19 protein-coding genes are annotated in these 23,918 nt (G+C 61.5%); 11 read left to right on the forward strand and 8 right to left on the reverse strand.

From position 1 onward, the window contains the following. Positions 1-251: 251 nt before the first annotated feature. From pal to ybgC, 6 genes are all read right to left on the reverse strand, one after another. Positions 252-782, reverse strand: a complete 531-nt coding sequence (gene pal / locus J6595_RS01240; protein WP_209592636.1) for a peptidoglycan-associated lipoprotein Pal — start codon at positions 780-782, stop codon at positions 252-254. Between the two features lie 327 nt (positions 783-1,109). Continuing rightward, positions 1,110-2,381 carry a Tol-Pal system beta propeller repeat protein TolB gene (gene tolB, locus J6595_RS01245; protein WP_245197565.1) on the reverse strand — a complete coding sequence of 424 codons (1,272 nt, stop codon included), beginning with the start codon at positions 2,379-2,381 and terminating at the stop codon, positions 1,110-1,112. A gap of 264 nt (positions 2,382-2,645) precedes the next feature. Continuing rightward, complete coding sequence (locus tag J6595_RS01250; protein ID WP_209592638.1) at positions 2,646-3,761, reverse strand: cell envelope integrity TolA family protein; 1,116 nt, start codon at positions 3,759-3,761, stop codon at positions 2,646-2,648. Between the two features lie 16 nt (positions 3,762-3,777). Then, positions 3,778-4,224 carry a protein TolR gene (tolR, locus tag J6595_RS01255; protein ID WP_209592639.1) on the reverse strand — a complete coding sequence of 149 codons (447 nt, stop codon included), beginning with the start codon at positions 4,222-4,224 and terminating at the stop codon, positions 3,778-3,780. A gap of 52 nt (positions 4,225-4,276) precedes the next feature. Next, positions 4,277-4,996: a protein TolQ gene (tolQ, locus tag J6595_RS01260; RefSeq protein WP_245197522.1), complete on the reverse strand. Its 720-nt coding sequence runs from the start codon at positions 4,994-4,996 to the stop codon at positions 4,277-4,279. Between the two features lie 434 nt (positions 4,997-5,430). Beyond that, entirely contained in the window at positions 5,431-5,877 is a 447-nt protein-coding gene (ybgC, locus tag J6595_RS01265; protein WP_209592640.1) for a tol-pal system-associated acyl-CoA thioesterase, read from the reverse strand. Positions 5,878-6,016: 139 nt separating this feature from the next. Between ybgC and J6595_RS01270 the strand changes: the two genes are divergently transcribed. From J6595_RS01270 to speB, 3 genes are all read left to right on the forward strand, one after another. Then, entirely contained in the window at positions 6,017-8,200 is a 2,184-nt protein-coding gene (locus J6595_RS01270; protein WP_209592641.1) for an esterase-like activity of phytase family protein, read from the forward strand. Positions 8,201-8,515: 315 nt separating this feature from the next. Then, positions 8,516-9,679 carry an aromatic ring-hydroxylating oxygenase subunit alpha gene (locus J6595_RS01275; RefSeq protein ID WP_209592642.1) on the forward strand — a complete coding sequence of 388 codons (1,164 nt, stop codon included), beginning with the start codon at positions 8,516-8,518 and terminating at the stop codon, positions 9,677-9,679. Positions 9,680-9,815: 136 nt separating this feature from the next. Continuing rightward, complete coding sequence (gene speB / locus J6595_RS01280; protein WP_209592643.1) at positions 9,816-10,700, forward strand: agmatinase; 885 nt, start codon at positions 9,816-9,818, stop codon at positions 10,698-10,700. On the opposite strand, the gene argE is transcribed toward speB, so the two are convergent. Next, positions 10,695-11,843, reverse strand: a complete 1,149-nt coding sequence (gene argE, locus J6595_RS01285; RefSeq protein ID WP_209592644.1) for an acetylornithine deacetylase — start codon at positions 11,841-11,843, stop codon at positions 10,695-10,697. The genes speB and argE overlap by 6 nt on opposite strands. Positions 11,844-12,062: 219 nt before the next feature. On the opposite strand from argE, the gene J6595_RS01290 reads away from it, so the two are divergent. The 8 genes from J6595_RS01290 to J6595_RS01325 all read left to right on the forward strand — a co-directional run bounded on the left by J6595_RS01290 (position 12,063) and on the right by J6595_RS01325 (position 20,038). Continuing rightward, positions 12,063-13,526, forward strand: coding sequence for an MFS transporter (locus J6595_RS01290; RefSeq protein WP_342453059.1), 1,464 nt, complete (start codon positions 12,063-12,065; stop codon positions 13,524-13,526). Positions 13,527-14,068: 542 nt separating this feature from the next. Further along, positions 14,069-14,911, forward strand: a complete 843-nt coding sequence (locus J6595_RS01295; RefSeq protein ID WP_209592646.1) for a transporter substrate-binding domain-containing protein — start codon at positions 14,069-14,071, stop codon at positions 14,909-14,911. 80 nt (positions 14,912-14,991) lie between these two features. Further along, positions 14,992-15,633, forward strand: coding sequence for an amino acid ABC transporter permease (locus tag J6595_RS01300; protein WP_209592647.1), 642 nt, complete (start codon positions 14,992-14,994; stop codon positions 15,631-15,633). Continuing rightward, positions 15,630-16,298 carry an amino acid ABC transporter permease gene (locus J6595_RS01305; protein WP_209592648.1) on the forward strand — a complete coding sequence of 223 codons (669 nt, stop codon included), beginning with the start codon at positions 15,630-15,632 and terminating at the stop codon, positions 16,296-16,298. The genes J6595_RS01300 and J6595_RS01305 overlap by 4 nt, the downstream gene beginning before the upstream one ends. Next, entirely contained in the window at positions 16,295-17,143 is an 849-nt protein-coding gene (locus tag J6595_RS01310; protein ID WP_209592649.1) for an amino acid ABC transporter ATP-binding protein, read from the forward strand. The genes J6595_RS01305 and J6595_RS01310 overlap by 4 nt, the downstream gene beginning before the upstream one ends. A 163-nt stretch (positions 17,144-17,306) precedes the next feature. Continuing rightward, positions 17,307-17,996, forward strand: coding sequence for a histidine utilization transcriptional repressor HutC (gene hutC, locus J6595_RS01315; protein WP_209592947.1), 690 nt, complete (start codon positions 17,307-17,309; stop codon positions 17,994-17,996). Between the two features lie 324 nt (positions 17,997-18,320). Further along, on the forward strand, positions 18,321-18,737 hold the full coding sequence (locus J6595_RS01320; RefSeq protein WP_209592650.1) for a hypothetical protein: 417 nt from the start codon (positions 18,321-18,323) through the stop codon (positions 18,735-18,737). Continuing rightward, positions 18,734-20,038, forward strand: coding sequence for a relaxase/mobilization nuclease domain-containing protein (locus J6595_RS01325; RefSeq protein ID WP_209592651.1), 1,305 nt, complete (start codon positions 18,734-18,736; stop codon positions 20,036-20,038). The genes J6595_RS01320 and J6595_RS01325 overlap by 4 nt, the downstream gene beginning before the upstream one ends. A 49-nt stretch (positions 20,039-20,087) precedes the next feature. Here the strand turns inward: J6595_RS01325 and J6595_RS01330 are convergent, their stop codons facing one another. After that, on the reverse strand, positions 20,088-23,309 hold the full coding sequence (locus tag J6595_RS01330) for an ankyrin repeat domain-containing protein (RefSeq protein ID WP_209592652.1): 3,222 nt from the start codon (positions 23,307-23,309) through the stop codon (positions 20,088-20,090). Between the last annotated feature and the right edge of the window lie 609 nt (positions 23,310-23,918).

A 23,918-nucleotide genomic window follows, 5' to 3' on the forward strand; every position in this document is an offset into this window, starting at 1 on the left:
GCCGCAATCCTCGACGGACAGCCAGACTCTGGCGCGGCAGCAATCCTAAGGCAAGCATGGAACGAGGGAGTTCGGCCAAAGTTTGACGCGCGGCATCATTCCAGAGCTGCGGGGATGCCGGCTCCGACCGCCGGTCCGATCCGCCCCCGCACTGATGGCCGGAGTGTTCCGGCGGCGGGCGGCCCGCCACCGGCTGGAACTCGTCCGCCTGATCGGCGGGGCGCGAACGCCCTCGCCGCCGGCGTTTCAGGTCAGCTCGAGGGGCCGCCGAGAACGGTGACGGCGCGGCGATTCTGCGACCAGCAGGAGATGTCGTCGCAAACGGCGACCGGCCGCTCCTTGCCGTAGGAGATGGTGCGCATCCGGTTGGCGGCGACGCCGAGCGACGCGAGATAGTCGCGGGTCGCCGAAGCGCGGCGAGCGCCGAGAGCAAGGTTGTATTCGCGAGTGCCGCGCTCGTCGGCATGGCCTTCGATGGTGATCGGGTACTGCGGATGCTGGTTCAGCCACTGCGCCTGACGCTGCAGCGTCTGCTGCGCCTGGGCGTTGATGTCGGAGGAATCGGTTGTGAAGAAAATCCGGTCGCCGACATTGACCGTGAAGTCCTGGGGCGAGCCGGGGGTGACGTTGCCTGCCCCGCCGATGCCGTTCGCTCCGCCGAGGCCGAGGCCCGAGGCGCTGTCGGGCAGCCCATCCTTCTTGCTCGCACAACCGGCGATGAGGAGGCCTGCCATAAGAGCGACGACGATGCGTCCTTTGCCGTAAGAGACCATGCTCAGCATGGCGAACTCCTTCAATTTCAAGGTATTTTCGTTATCGAAGGCTTACCACGTCCAAGCTTAACAAGCGGTAAAATCGATTGATCGCAAACCTCTTGAGCCCGTCCCGCGGCAGCCTTTTGGCAAAGCGCGATGAAAGACGCCGCTCGGCAACGTTTGCCGCCCGGCTGATGCGTTTTTGCAACGATCCCGGTCTTTATGCGCCGAGGCTTGCGCCGGGCTGGGACGACCGATGACCCGCCGGCCCGCGCAGGTGACGATCGCTTCGAGGACAGAGCACTCGCTGCGGCCGGCGCGCGGACTTTTTCGCCGCGCGCCTCGTTTCACGGATCAGTCGAGCAGCGGCGACCAGGCCGGATCGGACGCATAGCCCGGTGTCGGCACGACCTGATCGTTATAGCCGGTCAGGTCGATGGAATGCAGCTTCGGACCGCCGGCGCCCTTCTGGTCGCCGAAATACATCAGGACGCGGCCGTTCGGGGCCCAGGTCGGACCTTCGTTGTGAAAGCCCGAGGTCAGGATCCGCTCGCCGGAGCCGTCGGGGCGCATGACGCCGATCTGGAACTGGCCACCGGTCTGCTTGGTGAAGGCGATGAGGTCACCGCGCGGCGACCAGACCGGCGTCGAATAGGTGCCGTCGCCGAACGAGATGCGCTGCTGATTCGAGCCGTCAGCGCCCATCGTGTAAAGCTGCTGGCGGCCGCCGCGATCGGATTCGAAGACGATGCGCGTTCCGTCCGGCGAATAGGACGGCGAGGTGTCGATCGCGTTGGTCGAGGTCAGGCGCGTCGTCGCCCGCGAGCGCAGATCCATGGCGTAGATGTTGGCGTTGCCGTTCTGCTGCAGGCTCATGATCACCCTTTGACCATCGGGCGAAAAGCGCGGCGAGAAGGTCATGCCCGGGAAGTTGCCGACGATTTCCCGCTGGCCGGTCTCAAGCTGCAACAGATAGACCCGCGGCTCGCCATTGCCGAAGGACATGTAGGTGATCTCCTGACGGTTCGGCGAGAAGCGCGGGGTCAGGACGAGGTCGCGGCCGTCGGTCAGATAGCGCACATTGGCGCCATCCTGATCCATGATGGCGAGCCGCTTGACCCGGTTCGCCTTGTCGCCGCTCTCGGCGACGAAGACGACGCGGCTGTCGAAATAGCCCTTCTCGCCGGTGATGCGCTCATAGATCGCGTCAGCGATGATGTGGCCGACCCGGCGCCAGTTGTCGGGGTTGGTATAGAACTGCTGGCCGTCCAGCTGCTGGCCGGCGAAGGTATCCCACAGACGGAACTCGACGCGCAGCCGGCCGTCGGCCTCGGGCGACACCCGGCCGACGACGAGCGCCTGGGCGTTGATCACCGTCCAGTCCTGAAAGCTCGGGCTGGCATCAGGCCCGAGCCCCTTCTGGATGAAGGCCGCCGGATCGATCGGCGCGAACAGGCCGGAGCGCTTCAGATCGGCGGAGACGACGTCCGAGATCTTCTTGCCGAAGCCGTCACCCGACTGGAAATCGGCGATGGCGATCGGCAGCGGCTGGACGTTGCCCTGGGTGATGTCGAGTTCGACGACCGCCGAGGCGGGCGTCACCGTGGCAAAGACGCCGGCGAGCATCAGAACGGCGGCGCACAGGCGCGTGATGATGGTATGCATCGGCGGATATTCCCCTCTTGTGCGGCCGCGGCGCACCATCGGTGCGGCGGCAACGCTTGTAAGTCTTGAACCGGTGATCCGCACGGCTGTTGCCGCCTCCCCCGAAACCCGGCATGTCCAGTCTCGTCCTGCAGGCCTGCTCGCCTTTGCCCGACGCCCTTGCTCAAGCGCTCTTAGTAAGTGGCTTTCGGGATATTTCATGGCGAGCCCGACCGGTCCAGGCGATCAGAGCATCTGGCTCGGGTCGAAGTTCAGGATCACCTCCGACCAGGTGTCGTATTTCTCCGGCGGAAGCCGGTATGGCGCACAACGGATGACCGCGCGCAGGGCCGCCTCGCCCGCCGCCCGCTCGATGGTCGAGCCATTGCCGCCATCGACGAGGACGGGCCGGCCCTCCAGCCCGCCCGAGGGATCGAGGCGCATCTGGATCGTCACCCGAAGCGATCCGGCTTCCGAAACGCCGGCAGGCGGCGACCAGCACTGGCTGACCTGGCCACGCAATGCGTCCATCTCGCTTTGCGACAGCTTGGCGCCGGTATTGCGCTGGCCACCGAGCGAGGCTTGCTGTTGCGAACGCTTGGCGCCGCCGCCGGCCGATTTCTCCTTGTTGAGAAGCGCCGCGATCTGGTCCGGATCGAACTGGCTTTCCTCTTCCGCCGGCTGGCGCGGCTTCTCGACCGGCTTGTCGGGCTTTTTCGTCTCGCTTCGCTGGAGCTGCGGCGGGCTCGTCCGCGTCTGCGGAACCGGCCCGCTGTCGGGCAGGGACGCGACCTCCTGCTGTTCCGGTTTGGGCGCGGGCTGTTCCTCGGGCTTGGGCTCGGGCGTCGACTGGGATTGCGCCGAGGCGATCGCCTCTTCGATGGGATCGCTCTCCTCCGGCTCGGGCTCGCTTGGCGCGGGCTCGGCGGGCGCCGCCGCCTCGGCAGGCTGCGGTGCGGGTTCAGGCCGCGGCGTCGGGACGACTTCGGGATCAGGGACGGGCTCGGGCGGAGCCTCCGGCGATGGAGGCGGCTCGGCAGCGGCCGGCGCCGCAGTCTGCTCGACCGGCTTCTCGCGCTCGTTCGGGGTCGGCGGCGTTTCGAGATCGACGGAATTGTCGCCGACATTCTGTGCCGGCTCGGGCGTTTCGGGCCTTGCCGTCGGTTCCGGCGCCGGCGTGTCGGTGACCGGCGCTTCCTTCTGGCCGACCAGCGACTGGGAGTACTCCTCCACCGGTACGAGTTCGACGGGAAGCGAATCGACGGCCGCCACCTGCAGCGGTTCGGGCGCGCTCAAAGACCACAGCCCCCAAGTGAGGACCGCGGCATGCAGAACAGCGGAAACGACGAGGCCGGCTCTCATTTGGGGCTCGTGTCACTCACGCCTTGGTGTCCTGGTCGGTCACGAGGCCGATATTCTTGAAACCGGCGGCATTGATCCGCCCCATGATCTGCATCACCGTGCCGTAATCGGCCGACCTGTCGCCCTTGACGAAGATGCGCTCCTGATAGCCGGTCTTGGCGATCTGCTCGAGCTTCGGCACCACCTCGTCGACGGCGATCTCGGTGTCGTTGATGTAGACCTCGCCCTTGGCGTTGACGGAAATGGTGATCGGCTGGCTCTCCGAGTTCAGCGCCTTGGCCTGGGTCTTGGGCAGCTCGATCGGCACGCCGACGGTCAGCATCGGCGCCGCCACCATGAAGATGATCAGGAGGACGAGCATCACGTCGACCATCGGGGTGACGTTGATCTCGCTCATCGGGGCACGGCGCGAATGCCCGCGACGCGAACGTCTGGCGCCGCCACTGCCCATCGACATTCCCATGATCTATCCCCTTTTCGCGTCTGTCCTGGCCGGGCCGAAAATGCCGGGCGGCTCAGCGCTGCTGCGTGAGCTTCTCGTCGATCTGCCGCGACAGGATCGCGGAGAACTCGTCGGCGAAGGCTTCAAGCCGCATACCGAGCTTGCCGGCGTCGGACGACAGCTTGTTGTAGGCGACGACCGCCGGGATCGCCGCGACGAGGCCGATCGCCGTGGCCAGCAGCGCTTCGGCGATGCCGGGCGCGACGACCGCAAGGCTCGTCTGCTGCGAGCCGGCGATCGCCTGGAACGACGTCATGATGCCGATCACCGTGCCGAACAGGCCGACGAAGGGTGCCGCCGAGCCGACCGTGGCAAGAAAGCCGAGCCGCGATTCGAGCGAGTCCATCTCGCGGGCGAGCGTCACGTCCATCGCCTTCTCGATGCGCTGCTGCAGGCCGATCGGCGAGCGGGCGCCCTTCTCGAAGGATTTCTTCCACTCGCGCATGGCGGCGACGAAGAGCGCGCCCATGCCCGAAGTCCGGCGCTCGGACAGCGTGTGATAAAGCTCTTCCAGCGACTGCCCGGACCAGAAATGGCTCTCGAACTTGTTCAGCTGGCGCCGAAACGCGCCGTAGCGCATGATCTTGTCGATGATGATCGCCCACGACCAGATCGAGGCCACGAGCAGGCCGATCATCACCAGCTTGACGATGAAGCCCGCCTGCCAGAACAGATCCCAAAGGGAAACCGATCCCGCAGCATGCAGCGCTTCCTGAGCGATTTGCCCGTCCATTGTCGATCGTGCCCCTCAAACAAACCGATCACCGGCCGCAGAACCGTCTCGTCCTGCCCGGTGGTAAAACTTTCTTGCATCCGCTCTCGTGCGGCAGGCGGTCCCGGCCGCCGGCCGGGATTGCGCAACAGGCAGTGCCACCGACACGCCTCGGATGTCCCGACCCTTCATACGGCACCCCTGGCAACAGCGATCGAGCGGCTTGATCCGACATCCCCGCTCCGTCGCACGAGCGCCGAAGCCACTGCCGGAGCTCGTTTCACAAGTTTTGCGCGAACCGTATCCCCTCACCCGCTTTCACAAGTGATTCCGGTGAAAGCATGGCGAAATCGACTCAAATCCGCCGTTATCCGTTGTGGACCCGCTATGGTTAACAAGCGGTTACGCCAGACGCTATGGCAACGTGACGATCTGAGCCCTTTTGGGGCCCGGCCTCACTCTGCGCCAGCGGGCGCCAGCACCTCGAGAACGCGGGGCGGCATCCGCATCGGCTTGCCTTCCGGCGAGATCACCGCGACCTTCACCTTCGCCTCGATCAAAAGCTCCTCGCCGCGCGAAATGCGCTGGTCGAGCAAAATGCGCGCCCCGCCAAGCTGGCGCGTCGTCGTCGTCACGGTGAGAACGTCGTCGATCCGCGCCGGGCGCAGGAAATCGAGCTCCATGCGCCGAACGGCAAAGGCCATTGGCGCGCCGAACGCGCCGCTCATCAATTCGCGATGGCCGATGCCCTTGAGGCGCAGGAAGTCCGAGCGCCCGCGCTCCAGAAAATGCAGGTAGCGAGCGTGATAGACGACGCCGGAGAAATCGGTGTCCTCGAAATAGACGCGAACCTCGAGGCGATGGCCCTCCTCGGTCAGACGGCCGGCAAGCGCGGACGTCATTTTCGACCTTTCCGAATTTTCATCTTCTGCATCATGGGCTTGGCATTTCGGGAGAAATATCGGTGAAATCGTGTCATCGGCCTGTCACCTATGGTCGTGCAGAACGGCGCATCTTCAACGCCCAGACACGGGAGGCACCATGCCGCGCCACGTCACTGCCGCGCTTCTTGCCACGACCATCCTTGCCACCGCCGGCGCCGCCAGCGCCGAACCGGTGTTCAATCGCATCGCATCCTTTCCGGTGGCGAGCAACCTGCCGGCCGACGCGAAACCGGACACCGAAACCTCGGCCGAGATCATCACCGTCAGCCAGGATGGCATGACGCTGATCTATTCCGACAGCCCGGCCGGCGGCATCGGCATGGTCGACATCACCGATCCGAAAGCGCCGAAGCCCGGCGGGTTCATCGCGATGCAGGGCGAACCGACCTCGGTCGCGGTGGCCGGCCCGGACGTTCTCGTCGGCGTCAACACCTCCGAAAGCTTCACCAACCCGTCGGGCCGCCTCGCGGTCGTCAGCGTTTCCGACAGAAAGGAAATCGCCTCCTGCGACCTCGGCGGCCAGCCCGATTCCGTAGCAGTGTCGAGGGACGGGAAATTCGCCGCCGTCGCCATCGAGAACGAGCGCGACGAGGACCTCAACGACGGCGAGCTGCCGCAGATGCCCGCCGGCTACGTGACGATCTTCGATCTGAAGGACGGCGCGCCGGACTGCGGCTCGATGAAGAAGGTCGAGATGACCGGCCTGTCCGACATCGGCGGCGACGATCCGGAGCCGGAATTCGTCGATTTCAATTCCAGGAACGAGATTGCCGTCACGCTGCAGGAAAACAACGCCATCGCCATCGTCGATGCGGCGACCGGCACGGTGACGAACCACTTTTCCGCCGGCACGGTGGATCTGAAGAACATCGACACCGAAGACAATGGCGAGATCGCGCTGACCGGCTCCCAGGACGGCCGCCGCCGCGAGCCCGACGCCGTCCAGTGGATCGACGACGACCGGCTGATCACCGCCAATGAAGGCGACTACAAGGGCGGCTCGCGCTCCTTCACCGTCTGGAACAAGGACGGCACGGTCGAATACGAGAGCGGCCCGGCCTACGAATACGAGCTGATCCGCGCCGGCCACTATCCCGACAAGCGCTCCGACGCCAAGGGCATCGAGCCGGAAGGCCTCGAGGTCGCGACATTCGGCGGCAAGACCCTCGCCTTCGTTCTTTCCGAACGCGGCTCGACCGTCGGCGTCTATGACGTCTCCGAAGGCGACCCGAAGTTCCTCCAGCTGCTGCCCTCGGGCATCGCGCCCGAAGGCGCCGTCGCCATTCCGTCGCGCAATCTGCTGGTCACGGCCAACGAAGCCGACCTCGTCGAGGATGGCGGCGCCCGCAGCCATGTGATGCTCTACGAGCGGGCCGAGGGAACGCCCGCCTATCCGATGATCGTCTCGAAGGATCAGGACGGCCTGCCGGTCGGCTGGGGCGCCCTTTCCGGCCTCGCCGGCGACCCGGAAGACGCTTCGAAGCTCTTTGCGGTGTCGGATTCCTTCTACAAGAACCAGCCGCGTATCTTCACCATCGACACCTCCGCAAAGCCGGCGACGATCACCGGCGCGATGACCGTCACCAAAGACGGCGAGCCGGCGAAGAAGCTCGACCTCGAAGGCATCACTGCCGATGGCAAGGGCGGTTTCTGGCTGGCGAGCGAGGGCAATCCCGAGAAGGACATCCCCCATCAGATCCTGCATGTCGACGGCAAGGGCGCGATCATCGAGGCCGTGGCGATGCCGAAGGAACTGACCGACCAGTCGACCCGCTTCGGCGCGGAAGGCATCACAATGGATGGCGACCGCCTCTGGATCGCCATCCAGCGCGAGTGGAAGGACGACGAGAAGGGAACGGTGAAGCTTCTTTCCTACGAGCCGGGCTCGAAAAAATGGAGCGCCGTCCGCTATCCGCTGGACACCGCCGAAAAAGGCTGGGTCGGCCTGTCGGAGATCACCGCCCATGACGGCGCGCTCTATGTCATCGAGCGCGACAACCAGATCGGCGATGCGGCGAAGGAAAAGAAGCTCTTCAAGGTCTCGCTCGATGGTGTGACCCCGGGCGCGATCGGCTCCGACCTTCCGATGGTGACCAAGACCGAGGTCCACGACTTCATCCCGGATCTCTCGGCCACCGGCGGCTATGTCGTCGACAAGATCGAGGGCTTCACCTTCGCCAAGGACGGCACCGCCTATGCCGTCACCGACAATGACGGTGTCGACGATTCTTCCGGCGAGACGCTGTTCTTCAAGGTCGATCTCTCAGGCTCCTCCATGTAATCGGCGAAAGCTGTGACGATTTTCGGCCGCCGGTGTCTGCAAGGCATCGGCGGCCGAAGCCGTTTTTGGAGCGCTGTGGCGATCGTCGCCAGCCTCGCCGCCATCGCGGCTTGGCCCTTCGCCGCCACCCGGTGACCAGAGACTGCGGTTTTCCAGGACCTTTCGGCCCCTGCAATGCAGCGGCGAAACGAGAAGTTCAGCTTGGCCGACACATGGCACTTCTCTATACTGCATAGCGAAAAGGCGGGGACGAGGGGCGCCAGCTTCTTGAGCATTTGCGCCTCATCCCTTCGTCGCAGTTGCGAGCAGTCAGCCATGAACGTCCACGATCCGAAGCTTTCCCTCTCGCCGGCCGACGAACTCGCGGCCAATGTTTCCGTGCCGTTCGAGGCAGCGCGGGCGATGCCGAAATCCGTCTACACGACGCAAGATTTTCTCGACCAGGAACTCGAGCACATCTTCGCCAAGGAGTGGCTCTGCGCCGGCCGGGCGGACGCGCTCTCGGAGCCGGGCTCCTATCTGACCATGGAGATCGCCGGCGAGCCCGTGATCGTTCTGCGCGACCGGGACGGCGAGCTGAGAGCCATGTCGAATGTCTGCCGCCACCGCATGTCGACCATGCTCCAGGGGCGCGGGACCGTGCGCGCGATCGTCTGCCCCTATCACGCCTGGACCTACAATCTCGACGGCTCGCTGCGCGGCGCGCCGGCAATGGGGGCCAATTCGAGCTTCTGCAGGAGCGAGATCGCGCTGCCTCAGATCCGCTGCGAGGAATGGCTCGGCTGGATCATGGTGACGCTCGATCCCGACGCTCCGAGCCCCGCCGAACGGCTGAAGGACGTCGAGAGCCTGGTCGGCTATCTCGGCATGGAGAACTACGTCGAGACCTTCCGCGAGGAACATGTCTGGGACACCAACTGGAAGGTGCTCGCCGAGAACTTCATGGAGAGCTACCACCTGCCGGTCTGTCATTCCGGCACCATCGGCGGTTCGGCCGACGACCTGATGGAGATGACGCTGCCGGAAGGCACCGAGGCCTTCAACTATCACTTCATCCTGCGCAACGACTCCGTGCCGCTCGCCCTCGCCCATCCTAACAACACGACGCTTGTGGGTGATCAGCGCCGCACGACCTGGCTCCTGTCGATCTACCCCGCTCTCTTCATTTCGCTGACCAACGGCTATTTCTGGTATCTCAGCCTGCATCCGGACGGGCCGGGAAAGGTCAAGATCCTCTACGGCGGCGGCATGTCGCCCGATTATGCGGGCGATCCCGAAGCCCGCAAGCACTTCGACGCCGTCAAGGCGCTGCTCGACGACGTCAACGAGGAAGATCGCGGCTGTACCGAGAAGGTCTACAAGGGGCTCTCCGGCCGGCTCGGCGATCCGGGCCCGCTGTCTCATCTGGAGCGGCCGAACTTCGAGTTCGCGCAGTATGTTTCACGGCAGATCGAGGCCGGCCGCAAGCAGGACGCCTGATCCGGCACGGCCGCAGGCACGACCACCCTGCGGCCAACCACCTTCACCGAAAGACCAGACCCTGAGTAGTGATTCCTCCCGTTTCCAGCCGGCGGATGCCGGCGCCGTCCCGCGCTTTGCCGGACCGGCCACCTTCATGCGGCTGCCGATAGCGACCCCGGCCGAGATCGACATCGCACTGGTCGGCGTGCCGTTCGACGGCGGAACGACAAACCGCACCGGCGCCCGCCACGGGCCGCGCGAAATCCGCAATCAGTCGAGCCTGACGCGGCGGGTGCACCATGTCGGCCTGACGTCACCCTTCGATCTCGTCCGCGTTGCCGATTGCGGCGATGCGCCGGTCAATCCCGTCGACAAGGAAGAAAGCCTCGCCTCGATCGCCGGCTTCTTCGAGGCGATCCGCGACGGCGGGGCGATCCCGCTGACGGCGGGCGGCGACCATCTGATCACGCTTCCGGTCCTGCGCGGCCTTCATCGCGGCGCGCCGCGATCGCTGATCCATTTCGACGCCCATACCGATACCTATGACGAGATCTTCGGGACGAAATACAATCACGGCACGCCCTTCCGCCGCGCCGTCGAAGAGGGTCTGCTCGATCCGAAGCGGATGGTGCAGATTGGCCTTCGAGGCGCGATCTCGGACGCTGCGAACTACGACTTTGCCAGGGCCGCGGGCATCCGGATGATCTTCATCGAGGAGCTGATGGCGCGCGGCGTTGCCGAGGTGATGGCCGAAGCGCGGGAAATCGCCGGGACGGGCGAAACCTACGTCTCCTTCGACATCGACGTCATCGACCCCGCTTTCGCGCCCGGCACGGGGACGCCTGAGATCGGCGGTATCACGACGTTTCAGGCGCAGGCGCTGGTGCGCGAACTCGCCGGCGTCGACATCGTCGGGGCCGACCTCGTCGAGGTCTCGCCGCCGCTCGATCCGAGCGGCCTCACGGCGCTGACCGGCGCGACGATGATGTTCGAACTTCTCTGCGTCATGGCGGAGGCCGCCGAGCGCCGCCGCTCATAGCCCGGCTTCGAGCCTGTCGATGATGGCGTCCAGCATGGCGTCGCAGCGGGTGAGCTGTTGCCCGCTGACGAATTCGTCCGGCCGGTGGCCCTGATCCATCGAGCCGGGACCGCAGACCACCGTCGGGATGCCCGCCGCCTCCGAGAACAGCCCGCCTTCGGTTCCGAAGGCGACCTTGATCGTGGCGTTGCCCCCGGTCAACGATTTGACGAAGGCGACGATTTCGGCATCGACGCCGGTGTCGAGCCCCGGATAGCCGCGGGTCGTCTCGATGGCGATTGCAGCGTCCCCGTCGCCGGTCTCGGCGACGATCCGCGCCGCGTCGTCCTTCAAACGCCCGATCAGACCGTCCGGGTCGTCCGCCGCCAGATACCGGATCTCGAAATCCACCTCTGCGTGGTTCGGCACGATATTGGGGCTGGTGCCGCCGGCGATGCGGCCGACATGCAGCGTCGTATAGGGAATGTCGTAGTCGTCGTCGCGCGCTCCGCTCCGCGCGACCTCGGCCTGAAGATCGCGGACGGCCTTCGAGAAGTCGGCGGCAAGATGCAGGGCGTTCATCGCCTTGGGTGCCAGCGCCGTGTGGCCTTCCCGCCCCCGGCAGGTGGCGCGGTAGAAGCCCTTGCCCTTGTGACCGGTCGCAACCTTCAGTTCGGTCGGCTCGCCGACGATGCACATCAGCGGCTTTACCGGGGCCTTGGCGAGAATGCCGACGAGATCGCGCACACCGATGCAGCCGATCTCCTCGTCATAGGAAAGCGCCAGATGCAGCGGCGTCTTCAAGTCGCGCTTCGAGGCGCGCAGGGCGGCGGCGATCGCCGAGGCGACGAAGCCTTTCATGTCGGCGGTCCCGCGCCCGTAGAAGCGCCCGTCCCGTTCCGTCAGCGCGAACGGGTCGACGGTCCAGTCCTGCCCCTCGACCGGCACGACGTCCGTATGACCGGACAGCATCACGCCCGGCACGCCCTCGGGGCCGATGGTCGCAAAGAGATTGGCCCGCTCGCCGCTTTCGTGCCGCACCCAGTCGAGCCGCGCGCCGGCGTCTTCGAGCAGCGTCGCGACATATTCGAGGAGCGGCATGTTCGGGGTTCGCGACAGGGTCGGAAAGGCGATCAGGCGCTCGAGGATGGCAAGGGTCTGCATGAGATTTCGGCCTCTGGATTGACGATGGCGACGCTCGCGTGTCGCGCAAAGCGATACAAGCCATGCCGGTAGCGTTTCAACGAGGGTCAGAGAAGGCGGCGCTCTATCTCGACCAATGGCCTCCGGGTTATATGTAAGCCGGACAACCATCTCATACCCGACCGATGAATCCCCGCCATGTCAAAGCCAGACGCGTCTTTTCCCCATGAGGAAGACGCCGTGCAGAGGAATTCGCGCCAGAACTTCCTCGCCATCTTTCCCTCGATCGTGTTGCCGATGTTCCTAGCGGTCGTCGACCAGACGATCGTTGCGACAGCGCTTCCCGCCATTGCGACCTCGCTTGGCGAGGTCGATCGTCTGTCCTGGGTGGTGGTGTCCTATCTCGTGTCGACGACCATCGCAGCGCCAGTCTACGGCCGTCTCGGAGATGTTTTCGGGCGCCGCCGGCTGATGTTCGTCGCCCTGGCGATCTTCATGGTCGCGTCGATCCTCTGTGCGCTCTCCACCGACATCATCATGCTGACGGCGGCGCGCATCCTGCAGGGCGCCGGTGGCGGCGGTCTGATGACGCTGTCCCAGGCGCTGGTCGGCGAAGCCATCCCTCCGCGTGACCGGGCGCGCTATCAGGGCTATCTCGCCACCGTCGCCGTCACCTCCAGCGCCCTCGGTCCGGTTGCCGGTGGGTTCCTGACCGAGCATTTCGGCTGGCAGTCGGTCTTTCTCGTCAACATCCCGATCGGGATCGGCGCCGTCTTCATGACCATGCGGCTGCCCGACCGGACGGGCACCGGCGAGCCTTTCCGCTTCGACACCCTCGGGCTGATCTTCTTCGCCGCCTTCATCGCCTCCACCCTGATCATGCTGGAAGAGGCGCAGCAGCTGGCCTCCGGCAAGTTCCTCGCGCCGGTCGCGCTCGCCGTTCTCGCCCTGACGGCGGTCGTTCTGCTCGTTCGGCGCGAAAAGCGCGCCCCCTCGCCGCTCCTGTCGATCCCGCTGATGAAACATCCGGCGATCTGGCGCTGCGACGGCCTGGCGGCCTGCCACGGCGCCGCTTTGGTGGCGCTGATCACCTTCCTGCCGCTCTATTATCGCATGGTCCATGGCGCGACGGCGGCCGAGACCGGCCTTTTGCTGTTGCCGATGACCATCGGGATCGGCGTCGGATCTCTGACCACCGGCCGTATCGTCGGGCGGACCGGGCAAACGGCGATCTACCCGTCCGTCGGGCTGGCGCTGGTCTCGCTCGGCATTTTGGGCGCGGCCATCCTTTCGCCGGAGCTTGGTGCTGTGACGCTCTCCTGGAGCTTCGGGCTGATCGCTGTCTGCATGGGCACGGTGATGGGCGTCGTGCAGCTCACCGTTCAGCTCGCCTCCGGCAGGGAACAGCTCGGCGCAGGCGCTGCGACGGTGCAGTTCTCCCGTTCGCTCGGCGCCGCCGTCGGCACGGCGCTTGTCGGAACCGTCCTGTTTGCAACGATGACCCATGCCAACCCCGAAGCGGGTCAGGCGTTCGGCCGCGTTCTGCAAGGCGGGCCGCAGGCGCTCGACAGTCTTGCGGCCGCTCAACGCGCGGCCATCACCGAGGGCCTCGACGCGGCTTTTCGAAACGCGTTTCTCTGCATTGCCGGCTTCGCGTGCCTTGCCACCGGCCTTGCCTGGACGCTGCCGATCCGGCGGATCTGACGGCTCTCCCATCCAAGGATTCCGGGCGGGTTCAGCCGCTTCCCCCGCAGTTTTCGCTGACCGGCTCGCCTTGCTTCATGCTTAGACATAATACCCCGCCTCGCAAGCCGTAGCCGCAGCCTGGAGGCCAGACTGCCGACGATCCATGCGGAATGCGCTTTCGCCGGGACGGCTGGCGAGAGAATGTCTGGCTCGGCATCGAAGCTGCGCGCATCGCATCCGCCGCGCAGGATCAGAGCGACGGTTCCTGGATGACCGGTGCCTCACCGTCGGCGGTGGACTACGCTCGAGTGCAGCGGCCCCGGCGTTTCGCGGACAGTTGGGATCATGCAAGGAGACGATCTCTGCAAGGTTTCAGGCTGCGGTAGTAGGGCTGGCATCGCTGGCATGACGGCGCGACCGCGCCTCCGGCCTGATCAAAATTTTCGCTCTTTCGTTTCTGCCGAAATATTGACATGCTGGGCGGAACAGGCTTGCTTATGTCTAGACTTGAACAGCGCGGCCAACCGGCGCGCGATCCTTTACCTCGACGGAGACACGGGATGAACAAACGCTTCCTGATGAAGGCGGCCCTCGGGCTCACGCTGGCCCTCGGCCTGCCGCTTGCCGCGCCTCTGGCCGCCCATGCCGAGGACACGCTCGCCAAGGTCAAGTCCACCGGCGTTCTGAAGGTCGGCACCGAGACCGCCTTCGCGCCATTCGATTTCATCGACACGTCCGGCGAGCATGTCGGCCTCAATGTCGATATGTTCGACGAGATCGGCAAGGAGCTCGGCGTCAAGATCGAATGGGTCACCCTGCCCTGGGACGGTGTCTTCCCGGCTCTCGAGGCCGGCAAGTTCGACATCGTCGCGGGCCCCGCGACCATCACCAAGGCGCGGGTCGAGCGCTATCGCTTCACGGTGCCGATCGCCGAGGCGACCGTTGCCCTTCTGAAGCAGGCCGGCGACGATTCCATTGAGAAGCCGGAAGACATTGCCGGCAAGCTCGTCGGGTCCGGCAAGGCGACCGCCCAGCTCGCGCAGCTGCAGGAATTCGGCAAGACGCTCAAAGGCGGCGTCGAGACCCGCGAATATGTCAGCTTCAACGAAGCCTATGCCGATCTCGCCGCCGGCCGCATCGTCGCCGTCGCGAACTCCCTGCCCAACATCGCCTATGTCGCCCAGCAGCAGCCCGATACCTTCGCGGTCGTGAAGCCCGCCTTCGGCGAGCCGAGCTATTTCGGCTTCATCGGCACCAAGAAGCCCGAAGACGCCTCGCTGATCGACGCGGTGGATGCCGCCATCCTCAAGATGAAGAAGGACGGCCGCATGGAAAAGCTTCAGGAAAAGTGGTTCGGCACGACCTTCGACACGCCCGACACGGTCCCCGAGCCGAAGGTCTGATCCGCACGGCCGGCAAGTAACCCATACGGCCGCGCCCAACCGCGCGGCCGTTTCCTTAAGCAAGGCATGGAAGGCCGCCTATGTCCTTCAAATTGTTCGAGCTGATGCTCTGGGCGGCGGGTTACACCGTCGTTCTCAGCGCCATCTCGATCGTGATCGGCCTTACCATCGGCCTTTGCGTCTGTGCGGCCAAGCTCGCCAGAAGCCGGGCCCTGTCGATACCCGCGACGGTCTTCATCAGCTTCTTTCGCGGCGTCCCGCTGCTCGTCCAGCTGCTCCTGATCTACAATCTTCTGCCGGCGATCGGCATCTCCGTCCCGAGCGTCGTCGCCGCCGTCATCGGCCTGTCGCTCTGCACGGCCGCCTATCAGGCCGAGAATCTGCGCGGGGGCTTCAACAGCGTGCCGAAGGGCCTTCTTGAAGCGGCCGACATGGTCGGGCTATCGCCCTGGCAGCAGCTGAAACGCATTCGCGCGCCGATCGCTCTTCGGCTGACCCTTCCCGCGCTCGTCAACGAGGCGATCCTGATCCTGAAAGCCTCCTCGCTGATCTCGGTCGTCGGCGTCATCGAGCTGACCAGGATGGCGCAGAATCTTTCGGCCAGCACATACAGGCCGCTCCTGTTCTATTCCGTCGCGGGCGGGCTCTATCTCGTCATCTGCTGGACCGTTGCCGGCGGCGGAGCCCTTGCCGAAAGGCTGACCCGGACGAGCCGCGCATGAGCCTCGACTTCGGACTGATCATCGAACAGATGCCGGACATTCTCTCCGGCCTTTGGGTGACGCTGTGGATCTGGGTCGTCGCGTCGATCCTCGGCGCGGCTCTCGGCTTTCTCGTCGCGGCAGCCCGGCGCTACGGCCCTGCCCCGCTCGACTGGCTTTTGAAGCTCTATGTCGAGATCCTGCGCGGCAACCCGTTCCTCATCCAGCTCTTCCTTCTTTATTTCGGCGGCCCCTTCATCGGCCTGAGGCTTGAGCCGATCCCGGCCGGCCTGATCGGGCTGACGATCTACGCGTCGGCCTATTTCTCCGAGATCTTCCGCGCCGGCTTTCAGGCCGTCCCCCGCGGCCATGTCGAAGCGGCGCAATGCGTCGGCCTGTCGCGAAGCCAGATTCTGCGCCGCATTCTCCTTCCCGAGATGACGATGCTGGTCCTGCCGCAATGCGTGAACATGGCGATCATCCTGATCAAGGAGACCGCCATCCTGTCGATCATCACCGTCCCGGAAATGACCATGGTGATCGGCGCGATCGGCTCGCAGCAATATGCCTTCGTCGATGCCATGTTCCTTCTGGCGATCTTTTACTGGGTGCTGGTCGAGATCTGCGACTGGCTCGGCCGCCGCGCCGAGGCCAAGCTCTCCAAATTCAGGTTTGCCGTGACATGAGTTCCACCGCGCCCACCCGGACACCCCATGCCAATTCCCCCGAGCCGCATGCGGCGACGGCCCCCGCAGTCGCGGTGAAGGGCGTCGGCAAGACGTTCGGCGCGACCGAGGTGTTGAAGGGCATCGACCTCACCGTCCCGGCCGGAGCGACGACCTGCCTGATCGGGCCCTCCGGCTCGGGCAAGTCGACGCTGTTGCGCTGCATCGCCTTTCTCGAAGAGGCGACGAAGGGCACCATCACGATCAAGGGCGATCCGCTCGGCTTTGCCGAGGCGGCGAACGGCCAGCGCACGCGGCTTTCGCCCCAGAACATCCGCTCGGTGCGCTCGCGCATCGGCATGGTGTTCCAGCAGTTCAATCTCTGGCCCCACATGACGGCGCTCGGCAATGTCTGCGAGGCGCTCGTCACCGTTCGCAAGATGAAGCGCAAGGAGGCCGAGGAGCGCGGCATGGCGCAGCTTTCCCGCGTCGGCCTCGAACATCGCGCGACGCACTATCCGTCCGAGCTTTCCGGCGGTCAGCAGCAGCGCGTCGCCATCGCCAGAGCCCTTGCCCTCGACCCGGAAATCCTCCTCTTCGACGAGCCGACCGCCTCGCTCGACCCCGAACTCACCGGTGAGGTGCTCAACGTCATGCGCGATCTCGCAGGCTCCGGCATGACGCTGCTCGTCGTCACCCACGAGATCGGCTTTGCCGCGACGGTCGGCGAGAGCATCGCCTTTCTCGACCACGGTCGCCTGCTTCTCAACGGCACGCCGCGCGAGGTGTTCGGCGAGCCCCGCCATCCGCGCCTCGCGCAGTTTCTCGAGACCTATCTCGATCGCGGCGCAGCGACGCTGCTCTGACGCATGGGATTTTGCGCATCGTGCTGTTCGAAAAGCCGGATCTCATCCTCGGGTCGATGCCTCGGACCGGCCCCGAACCGATGGTGACACGGAAAGAAGACAGCACGTGACACGGCAGCGAGCACCGGCAGGAGCGGGCGGGGCCAAGCCTTCGCTGCACCAGATGATCCGCGCCGATCTGGAGGCCAAGATCTTCTCGGGCGAGTGGCCGCCTGGAACCCAGATCCCGTTCGAGGAGGATCTCGCGGCGGGCTACGGCTGCTCGCGCATGACCGTCAACAAGGTCCTGACGCAGCTCGTCGCGGCAGGCGTCATCGAGCGCCGGCGCAAGGCCGGCAGCTTCGTGCGCCGGCCGCACTCCCATTCGGCGGTGCTTGAAATCGTCGATATCCGCCGCGAGGTCGAGGCGCTTGGCCTTGCCTATCATTTCGAAGTGGTTCGCAGCGCCGTCCGGCCCCTGGCGGCCGCCGACGAGGCGCGGCTCGCGCTTCCGGCAGGCGCTCCGATTCTCGAGATCACCTGCCGGCATTTCGCCGCGCGCCAGCCCTTTTGCCTCGAAGACCGGATCATCAGCCTCGATGCGGTGCCCGAAGCCGCGGAGATGGACTTTTCCGATCTCTCGCCCGGCGCCTGGCTCGTCTCGCGCATTCCCTGGTCGAGCGCCGAACACAGGATTCGCGCGGCCGGCGCCGACGTCCGCGAGGCCGCGGCCCTTCTCATCGATGCCGGCACGCCCTGTCTCGTGATCGAAAGGCGAACCTACGATCAGGACCGCCCGATCACCCATGTCCGCCTCACCTATCCCGGCGACGGCCACGAAATGATCGCCCGCTTCGCCCCGAACGGCGCCTGACCGGGTCAGTCAGTTCGGCCACACAGCAACTGTGTGGAGAGCGGCCTGGAACGGGCGCTTTCAGGCCGTGTGCGGAGATCAAACATTTTGGAAACTGGCGCGCCCTGACGGACCAACTTCGAACCGTTTTTCCCAGCTTTTCAATGAATTGCAAAGCTGGGACCGTGTGCTGGCGGAGACTTCGCTAGCAGGGCCGAAACCGCCGTCACCCTGACGACGCGGGCTGACATTATGCCCTCATACCTTCCCGTTGTTTCAAACCGGTTGACGAATTGCAGTCGCGTAGAGCGGTCTTTCGTCGTCCCTTTGCCTCGACGGATTATCATGAAAACGAAGACCAGAACGAAGCGTGGCAGCGTTGCCGCACCTATATCGCTGCGCCTGACGCCGGAAGAGCGTGCTCAGCTCAAGATCGCCGCAAAGGGACAATCGCAGAGCTCTTATATCCGGCAACGGCTATTCTCCGGTTCGGATGACGCTAATAGTCCCGACCTTGCCTTCTCCGCCGAGCAGCGCCTACGCCCGGCGGACAGGCAAAGGCTTCTTGTCCAAATTCTCGCCAATCTCGGCAAGGCCCAAATCGGCGCCTCGCTTGTGGAGCTCTCAGAGGCGGCACGCCTCGGCGTACTACCGTTAACGCCGGACATATTGACCGAACTTCGCGCCGCTTGCGCGCATGTGACCGAAATCCGTTCGATGTTGCTGCGAGCGCTTGGCATGGGAACCGGAAGCACGTCATGATTCTGAAGGGCAGCCAGCGCGGCCATCCGCGCCAACTCGCCAGGCACCTCCTGAACTGGCGCGACAACGACCATGTTGAGGTGCATGCGATCGAGGGATTCATCTCGCGCGACCCAGCAGGTGTATTTCAGGAAATGGCGGCGCTGGCAAAGCCCACCAAGTGCGTCCAGCACATGTTTTCGCTGTCGCTCTCGCCACCTGCAGATAAGCAGGTGATGATCCAAGACTACGAAGACGCAATCCAAATGGCTGCCGAACGGCTCGGCCTTGATGGCCAGCCAAAGATCGTGATCTTTCATGAGAAAAGTGCCCGCCGCCACTGCCACGTGGTGTTTTCGCGCATCCAAGCGAGTGAAGAGAAGGTAAAGTCCATTAATCTACCATTCTACAAGGAACGCCTGCGCGACGTTTCACGAGAGCTTTATCTCACGCATTCCTGGCAGCTTCCCAAGGGATTGCGTGATCCCGCTCTCACCGACCCGCGAAACTACGGTCTTGAGGAATACCATGTCGCCCTGCGAACCAAACGTGATGCGCGCGAGATCAAAGCGACGCTGAAATCATGCTGGGAACGTTCCAACAGCCGAGCGTCGTTCATCACTGCGCTCGAAGAAAAGGGATTCCATTTGTGTCGGGGCGATCGGAGGGGTTTTGTTGCAATCCACTGGGGTGACCCCGATGCTATATTCTCTCTCAGCCGCTGGGTTGATCAGAAGACAAAATCACTGCGCGCGAAGCTAGGAAACGCAGATGAGTTGCCGTCAATCGCCGAGATCAGGAGCATGGTGCGCGGCATCACATTTGAGAAACATCGCCAATTAGTCGCCGAATTAAACAAGGATATGGCGCTACAGGCGTACATGCTCAACACAGAGAGAAAGGACCTTGTCGCTCGTCAACGCAGGGCTCGACAAATTCTGGAGCATCGGCAAGCAGACCGCCGCTTGTTAGAAGCCGAAAGTCGTCAAAAACGCCTCCGAGCTGGCCTGCTGGGTTTATGGGACTGGGTTATCGGAAAACGCTCAGCGATGAAGAAAGCGAATGCTGTCCTGTCTAAGCAATGCGCAGCTCGCGATGACACGGAACGCTCTGCTCTTAAACAGGCTCAATACCATGAAATTAGAAAAATCAATAACCGCATTGCTGGATTGAAAAATTGGTATGAATATAAAATAACTACGCTCTCAAGCATATTGAATTACACCGATTTTCCAAAAGTTTCTATCGAAACGCTCTATATATATCATAATCTAGAAGAACACGACAGACCTGTTATTATAGAAGAGATGAATATCTCCTAAATAAGCGAACCTTATCCGCCTATTTGGCCATCCGGCAATTCCGTTTCATTTAATTTTCTAAATCACCCTCAACTCCTCTGACAATGTATTCGACAACGTTCGAATGTCCATTTCGGGATGCCAACATCAGCACATTATGCCCACCAGCTACTTCAACATCAGGGCTGAGACCTAGTTCAATCGCCTTTTTATACATGTTCAAATGACCATTATCGGCCGCGAGAGCTAGCAAATTATAATTCGAATTATCGCACTCCTCATAACTGGCTCCCATTCTTATAAAAAAATCAACTAGCTCTAAATGGCCATTTGCGCCAGCGGCTAGCACTGGCGAAAGGCCCGTATCCGTACGACTTCTTATTTCGCCCGGATTTCTCTCAAGAATTGCCCTACAGACATCGATATTTCCTTTACTAGCCGCAATATTTATGCTGGACCAGCCATCACGAGCTCGGATTGAAACGTCGGCACCTAAATCAATTAAATACAACGCAATTTCCAAGTGCCCATTCGCGATCGCATGTATTAAAGCCGTACAATTCTCATTGTCTCTCGCGTTGATATCAATCCGGTGGTTTAAGTTTTCGCCATGACGTTCATTCTCTCCCACCCCCTCGCTTGCGTCTCGTGAGCGTTTTCCTTTCGCTTCTGAAGGTTGATTCATTCTCCAATCCCCATTGGCACCCGAAATGAGAGTCCTTACAAACGTTTCACGTCCAAGCTCGCACGCAAACATCAACAACGTGATATTGCGGGACAAAGCCCTGACCTCCGGATTCGCACCTGCGCGCAGGAGTAGACAGAGCGTCTGCACGTTGTTTCCCAGACATGATGCGAAAAGCGCAGTGGTGCGATCTGTCGTCTTGCGCGCCTCAACGTCCGCCTGTGCTTCAATCAAATATTCTACGATATTATCGTAGCCACCAAAGCTTGCGGTCATCAATGGCGTCAACCCGTCATCGACGCAGCCAGCGTTTACCGAGGCACCTTTCCCGTGTAGGAATTGAACAATCTCAAGATGTCCTTTTTCTGCCGCCACAAAGAGGGCTGTAATACCGCTCTCGCCACAATGCCGGTTCACATCGGCGCCCAGTTCAACGAGCCACTGAACGACATCGAGGTGGCCATCCCTGCAAGCAACCAAAAGCGGCGGCCAACCATACTGCCAGCCCTGCTCAACATCAAAATTAAATACGTCTTGTATTGCTTTTAGCAATTCCAGCCTACCAAGCATAACAAACGGAATCAATTTTGACGTACCCACACAGCACGTTTCGAAAAAAGAACTCAATAATTCTTCAATTGGGTCCAAATCTGCGTCATTTATGACACCGGATCTAAGTCGAATATCCAAATAGATAAGATATGTTGCGACCGCATATAAGGAAAAAGGACCTTTCAGAGCCGCTCTAATCGTGTCTATGTCCACTTCGTCCAGGAACATGTCTTCGATCGCGGGTTTGCGCAAATGCTGAACCATATCCGCGATGCGGATACGTGCCATCAGTGCGATTTGACTAGCAGTTGGGTTCGCTCTAATCGACTCCGAAGCAAGAAATCTAGAAAAATTGCGCCAGGCGTAGGAAACTTCTTCCAGTCTTTGGTTCTCGTTTATGAGATTTTGAGTTAATCGCTGCGTAGTTGCCATGAAATTGTAAAAGTATTCGTTATCCATATGATGATAATCGACGCAAAAAATCATATCGTAAAATTTTCTCTCGACGTCTCCGCAATACGATAACTCTTGTAGAAAATACAGGAAAAAACTCTCCCCGAGTATGTCGGGCTCAAAAGGATTCAGAACATCATCTCGCTTTGACGAAACAATCCGTTTGGCGTGCGCCTTGATACGAGCGGACGGAGAAAGTTTGTGCTGATGTCGCTTAATTTCGGGAGGTAGATTTTCCTCTAAGTGGAAAAATTCTACACCACGGAGCAGCGTCGCAGCGGATACGTACGCACCGACCCAGTGACCTAGATTTGGTCTAGAGTCGTCTGGTGCCGCCTGCGCCCAAGGCCTCCTAGTTGAACTTTCAAAGTAGTATTTTATTAAATCGCGACGGGTCCAGTTCGAAATTTCGCGCTTCTCCTTTAATGCCTGGCCCATTAAAGCTGCAAATAGGGGATGACGAACCGCATCAGGGTTTTCTGCATGGTCACCCATCGCTATTAGATGTTTTGTCGCATCAACAATCTCGTTGCTTTCAGGAGATATAGGGTTTTCTGGTGTACTAGCGGTCGAAGATATCACATTGGCGAGCAGGCCGTCTGCAGTCCGGTCCGCTTTTATATATAGAGGACTTCCCCGATAGATTAGGGTTTTCCTTGCGTGATCTACAGTTTTTTGATCGTGAAATATTTTTGACCAGATTGGGTCGGAGCGCAGAACGTCAGGATATATGTGATCAATAAGAAGCAGGCGAATTTTCTTATTGCAACGATAGTTGGAAAATCGATCCGATATGACGTGAATAACGTCATCAAAAAAGGTAGTATAATCAATTACAATTATTGTATTTCGCGCAGGATTCCACTCGGTCCAGACGTTTATGTCGCGTTTGTGAACAAAGCCGGCATCCCAAACTTCGTTTGCTTCATTTGGGATGTAATCTTTCATCCACTGAGATACTAGACGTGTCTTGCCAGCGCCCGAAGGGGCAATGATCGCCCATATAAGAAATGGCCGATCATCGTGAACAAATTGGTGGAGCTGGTCAATCTCGTCGAAACGATGTGTTAGCGGAATAGTAAAGTGATTATGGGGGTTAAGCCAGACACCCTCGTCAGCATTTGTATCCTCTGCCTCTTCTTTTGTCACATATTGCGGCCATGCGAATGGCGCCGTGGGGTGAATCGGTTTCTGTTTTGATTCGACGTGTGTCTCTATGAGGTGCGAGGGAAGCGCCAAGAACCGCTCGCCCATTGATTTTCTCAGTTCTATGTTGGCATTAATCTCACGCGAATATCCAACGTACTCAGGTTGAAGGATAATATAATAATGAAAGGCGGATGCTTTCATTGCATGACCGTTGCCTCTCTGAAGTTCGTCTCTAAGATTTAGATCTTCAGATGACCAGTCGAGTGGTCGCCCGCACGCTTGGGCACTTTCAATGGCGGTTTGACGTACAAGCTTTAGTAGTGCGTGAAAATTCTTGCCGCCAGGGGCGATTTTGCTAATCCGCTTATACAAATATATTTTATTAGGGTTGTTACGCCCCATATATTTAGCTTCAACGGAATTTAGAAATTCCGGGAAGTGCACTGGCTCCATAGTGAGCCACCTCTTTCACGTGAGCTAAGCTGCCTTGCGAGCCGGTCTGCTATCGCGGTCGGAGACTTAGTAGATATAGCAGCGGCGACAATGCTTTAGTTTTTTCGGGAAGCCATGCCGGATCGAAGCCGTCAAATGGTATAATCCGTCCGTCTTCATCGTATGCTGTCCCGTCAGGGTCGAAAGAGAAATAGGCATGTCGATCACCGCTTCGATAGTGTTTTCCGTTTCGGCAAAATTGTAATTCTGACAATGTGCCGGTCCGTTCGTCAAATGCTATTGTCGATGGGCGGTCGCCAAAACGGCTTGGTACCCCGTGTCGAGCCCAGCAGTACATTGTTGCCTCATTTGTGGTTTGGCTGAAATAGATTGCGCTCGGCAAATCGTCTTCTCGATGAGCCCCACCGGCCTTTTTCCAGAAGGCCGAAATTAGATTGCCTTCCTCATCTAGAACCACCCGCGCGGGAAGGTCACCGGGTCCTTCGGTCTCATTTCGAGAATTGGTCCAATTGATCCAGGTCAGCTTGTTTGTCGCTTCGCTGAATGCCGTCTCAAGTCGGTGCTCCTGCTTGTAGGTTTCTCCCATACATACAGATTACCGAAACGCAC

Source organism: Jiella mangrovi (assembly GCF_017815135.1).
GTDB classification, from domain to species: domain Bacteria; phylum Pseudomonadota; class Alphaproteobacteria; order Rhizobiales; family Rhizobiaceae; genus Jiella; species Jiella mangrovi.

Excerpts from the sequence above, each read along its gene's own strand:
- pal (WP_209592636.1), bottom strand. The coding sequence starts at position 782 with ATGCTGAGCATGGTCTCTTACGGCAAAGGACGCATCGTCGTCGCTCTT.
- tolB (WP_245197565.1), bottom strand. The coding sequence starts at position 2,381 with ATGCTCGCCGGCGTCTTTGCCACGGTGACGCCCGCCTCGGCGGTCGTC.
- J6595_RS01250 (WP_209592638.1), bottom strand. The coding sequence starts at position 3,761 with ATGAGAGCCGGCCTCGTCGTTTCCGCTGTTCTGCATGCCGCGGTCCTC.
- tolR (WP_209592639.1), bottom strand. The coding sequence starts at position 4,224 with ATGGGAATGTCGATGGGCAGTGGCGGCGCCAGACGTTCGCGTCGCGGG.
- tolQ (WP_245197522.1), bottom strand. The coding sequence starts at position 4,996 with ATGGACGGGCAAATCGCTCAGGAAGCGCTGCATGCTGCGGGATCGGTT.
- ybgC (WP_209592640.1), bottom strand. The coding sequence starts at position 5,877 with ATGACGTCCGCGCTTGCCGGCCGTCTGACCGAGGAGGGCCATCGCCTC.
- J6595_RS01270 (WP_209592641.1), top strand. The coding sequence starts at position 6,017 with ATGCCGCGCCACGTCACTGCCGCGCTTCTTGCCACGACCATCCTTGCC.
- J6595_RS01275 (WP_209592642.1), top strand. The coding sequence starts at position 8,516 with ATGAACGTCCACGATCCGAAGCTTTCCCTCTCGCCGGCCGACGAACTC.
- speB (WP_209592643.1), top strand. The coding sequence starts at position 9,816 with ATGCGGCTGCCGATAGCGACCCCGGCCGAGATCGACATCGCACTGGTC.
- argE (WP_209592644.1), bottom strand. The coding sequence starts at position 11,843 with ATGCAGACCCTTGCCATCCTCGAGCGCCTGATCGCCTTTCCGACCCTG.
- J6595_RS01295 (WP_209592646.1), top strand. The coding sequence starts at position 14,069 with ATGAACAAACGCTTCCTGATGAAGGCGGCCCTCGGGCTCACGCTGGCC.
- J6595_RS01300 (WP_209592647.1), top strand. The coding sequence starts at position 14,992 with ATGTCCTTCAAATTGTTCGAGCTGATGCTCTGGGCGGCGGGTTACACC.
- J6595_RS01305 (WP_209592648.1), top strand. The coding sequence starts at position 15,630 with ATGAGCCTCGACTTCGGACTGATCATCGAACAGATGCCGGACATTCTC.
- J6595_RS01310 (WP_209592649.1), top strand. The coding sequence starts at position 16,295 with ATGAGTTCCACCGCGCCCACCCGGACACCCCATGCCAATTCCCCCGAG.
- hutC (WP_209592947.1), top strand. The coding sequence starts at position 17,307 with ATGATCCGCGCCGATCTGGAGGCCAAGATCTTCTCGGGCGAGTGGCCG.
- J6595_RS01320 (WP_209592650.1), top strand. The coding sequence starts at position 18,321 with ATGAAAACGAAGACCAGAACGAAGCGTGGCAGCGTTGCCGCACCTATA.
- J6595_RS01325 (WP_209592651.1), top strand. The coding sequence starts at position 18,734 with ATGATTCTGAAGGGCAGCCAGCGCGGCCATCCGCGCCAACTCGCCAGG.
- J6595_RS01330 (WP_209592652.1), bottom strand. The coding sequence starts at position 23,309 with ATGGAGCCAGTGCACTTCCCGGAATTTCTAAATTCCGTTGAAGCTAAA.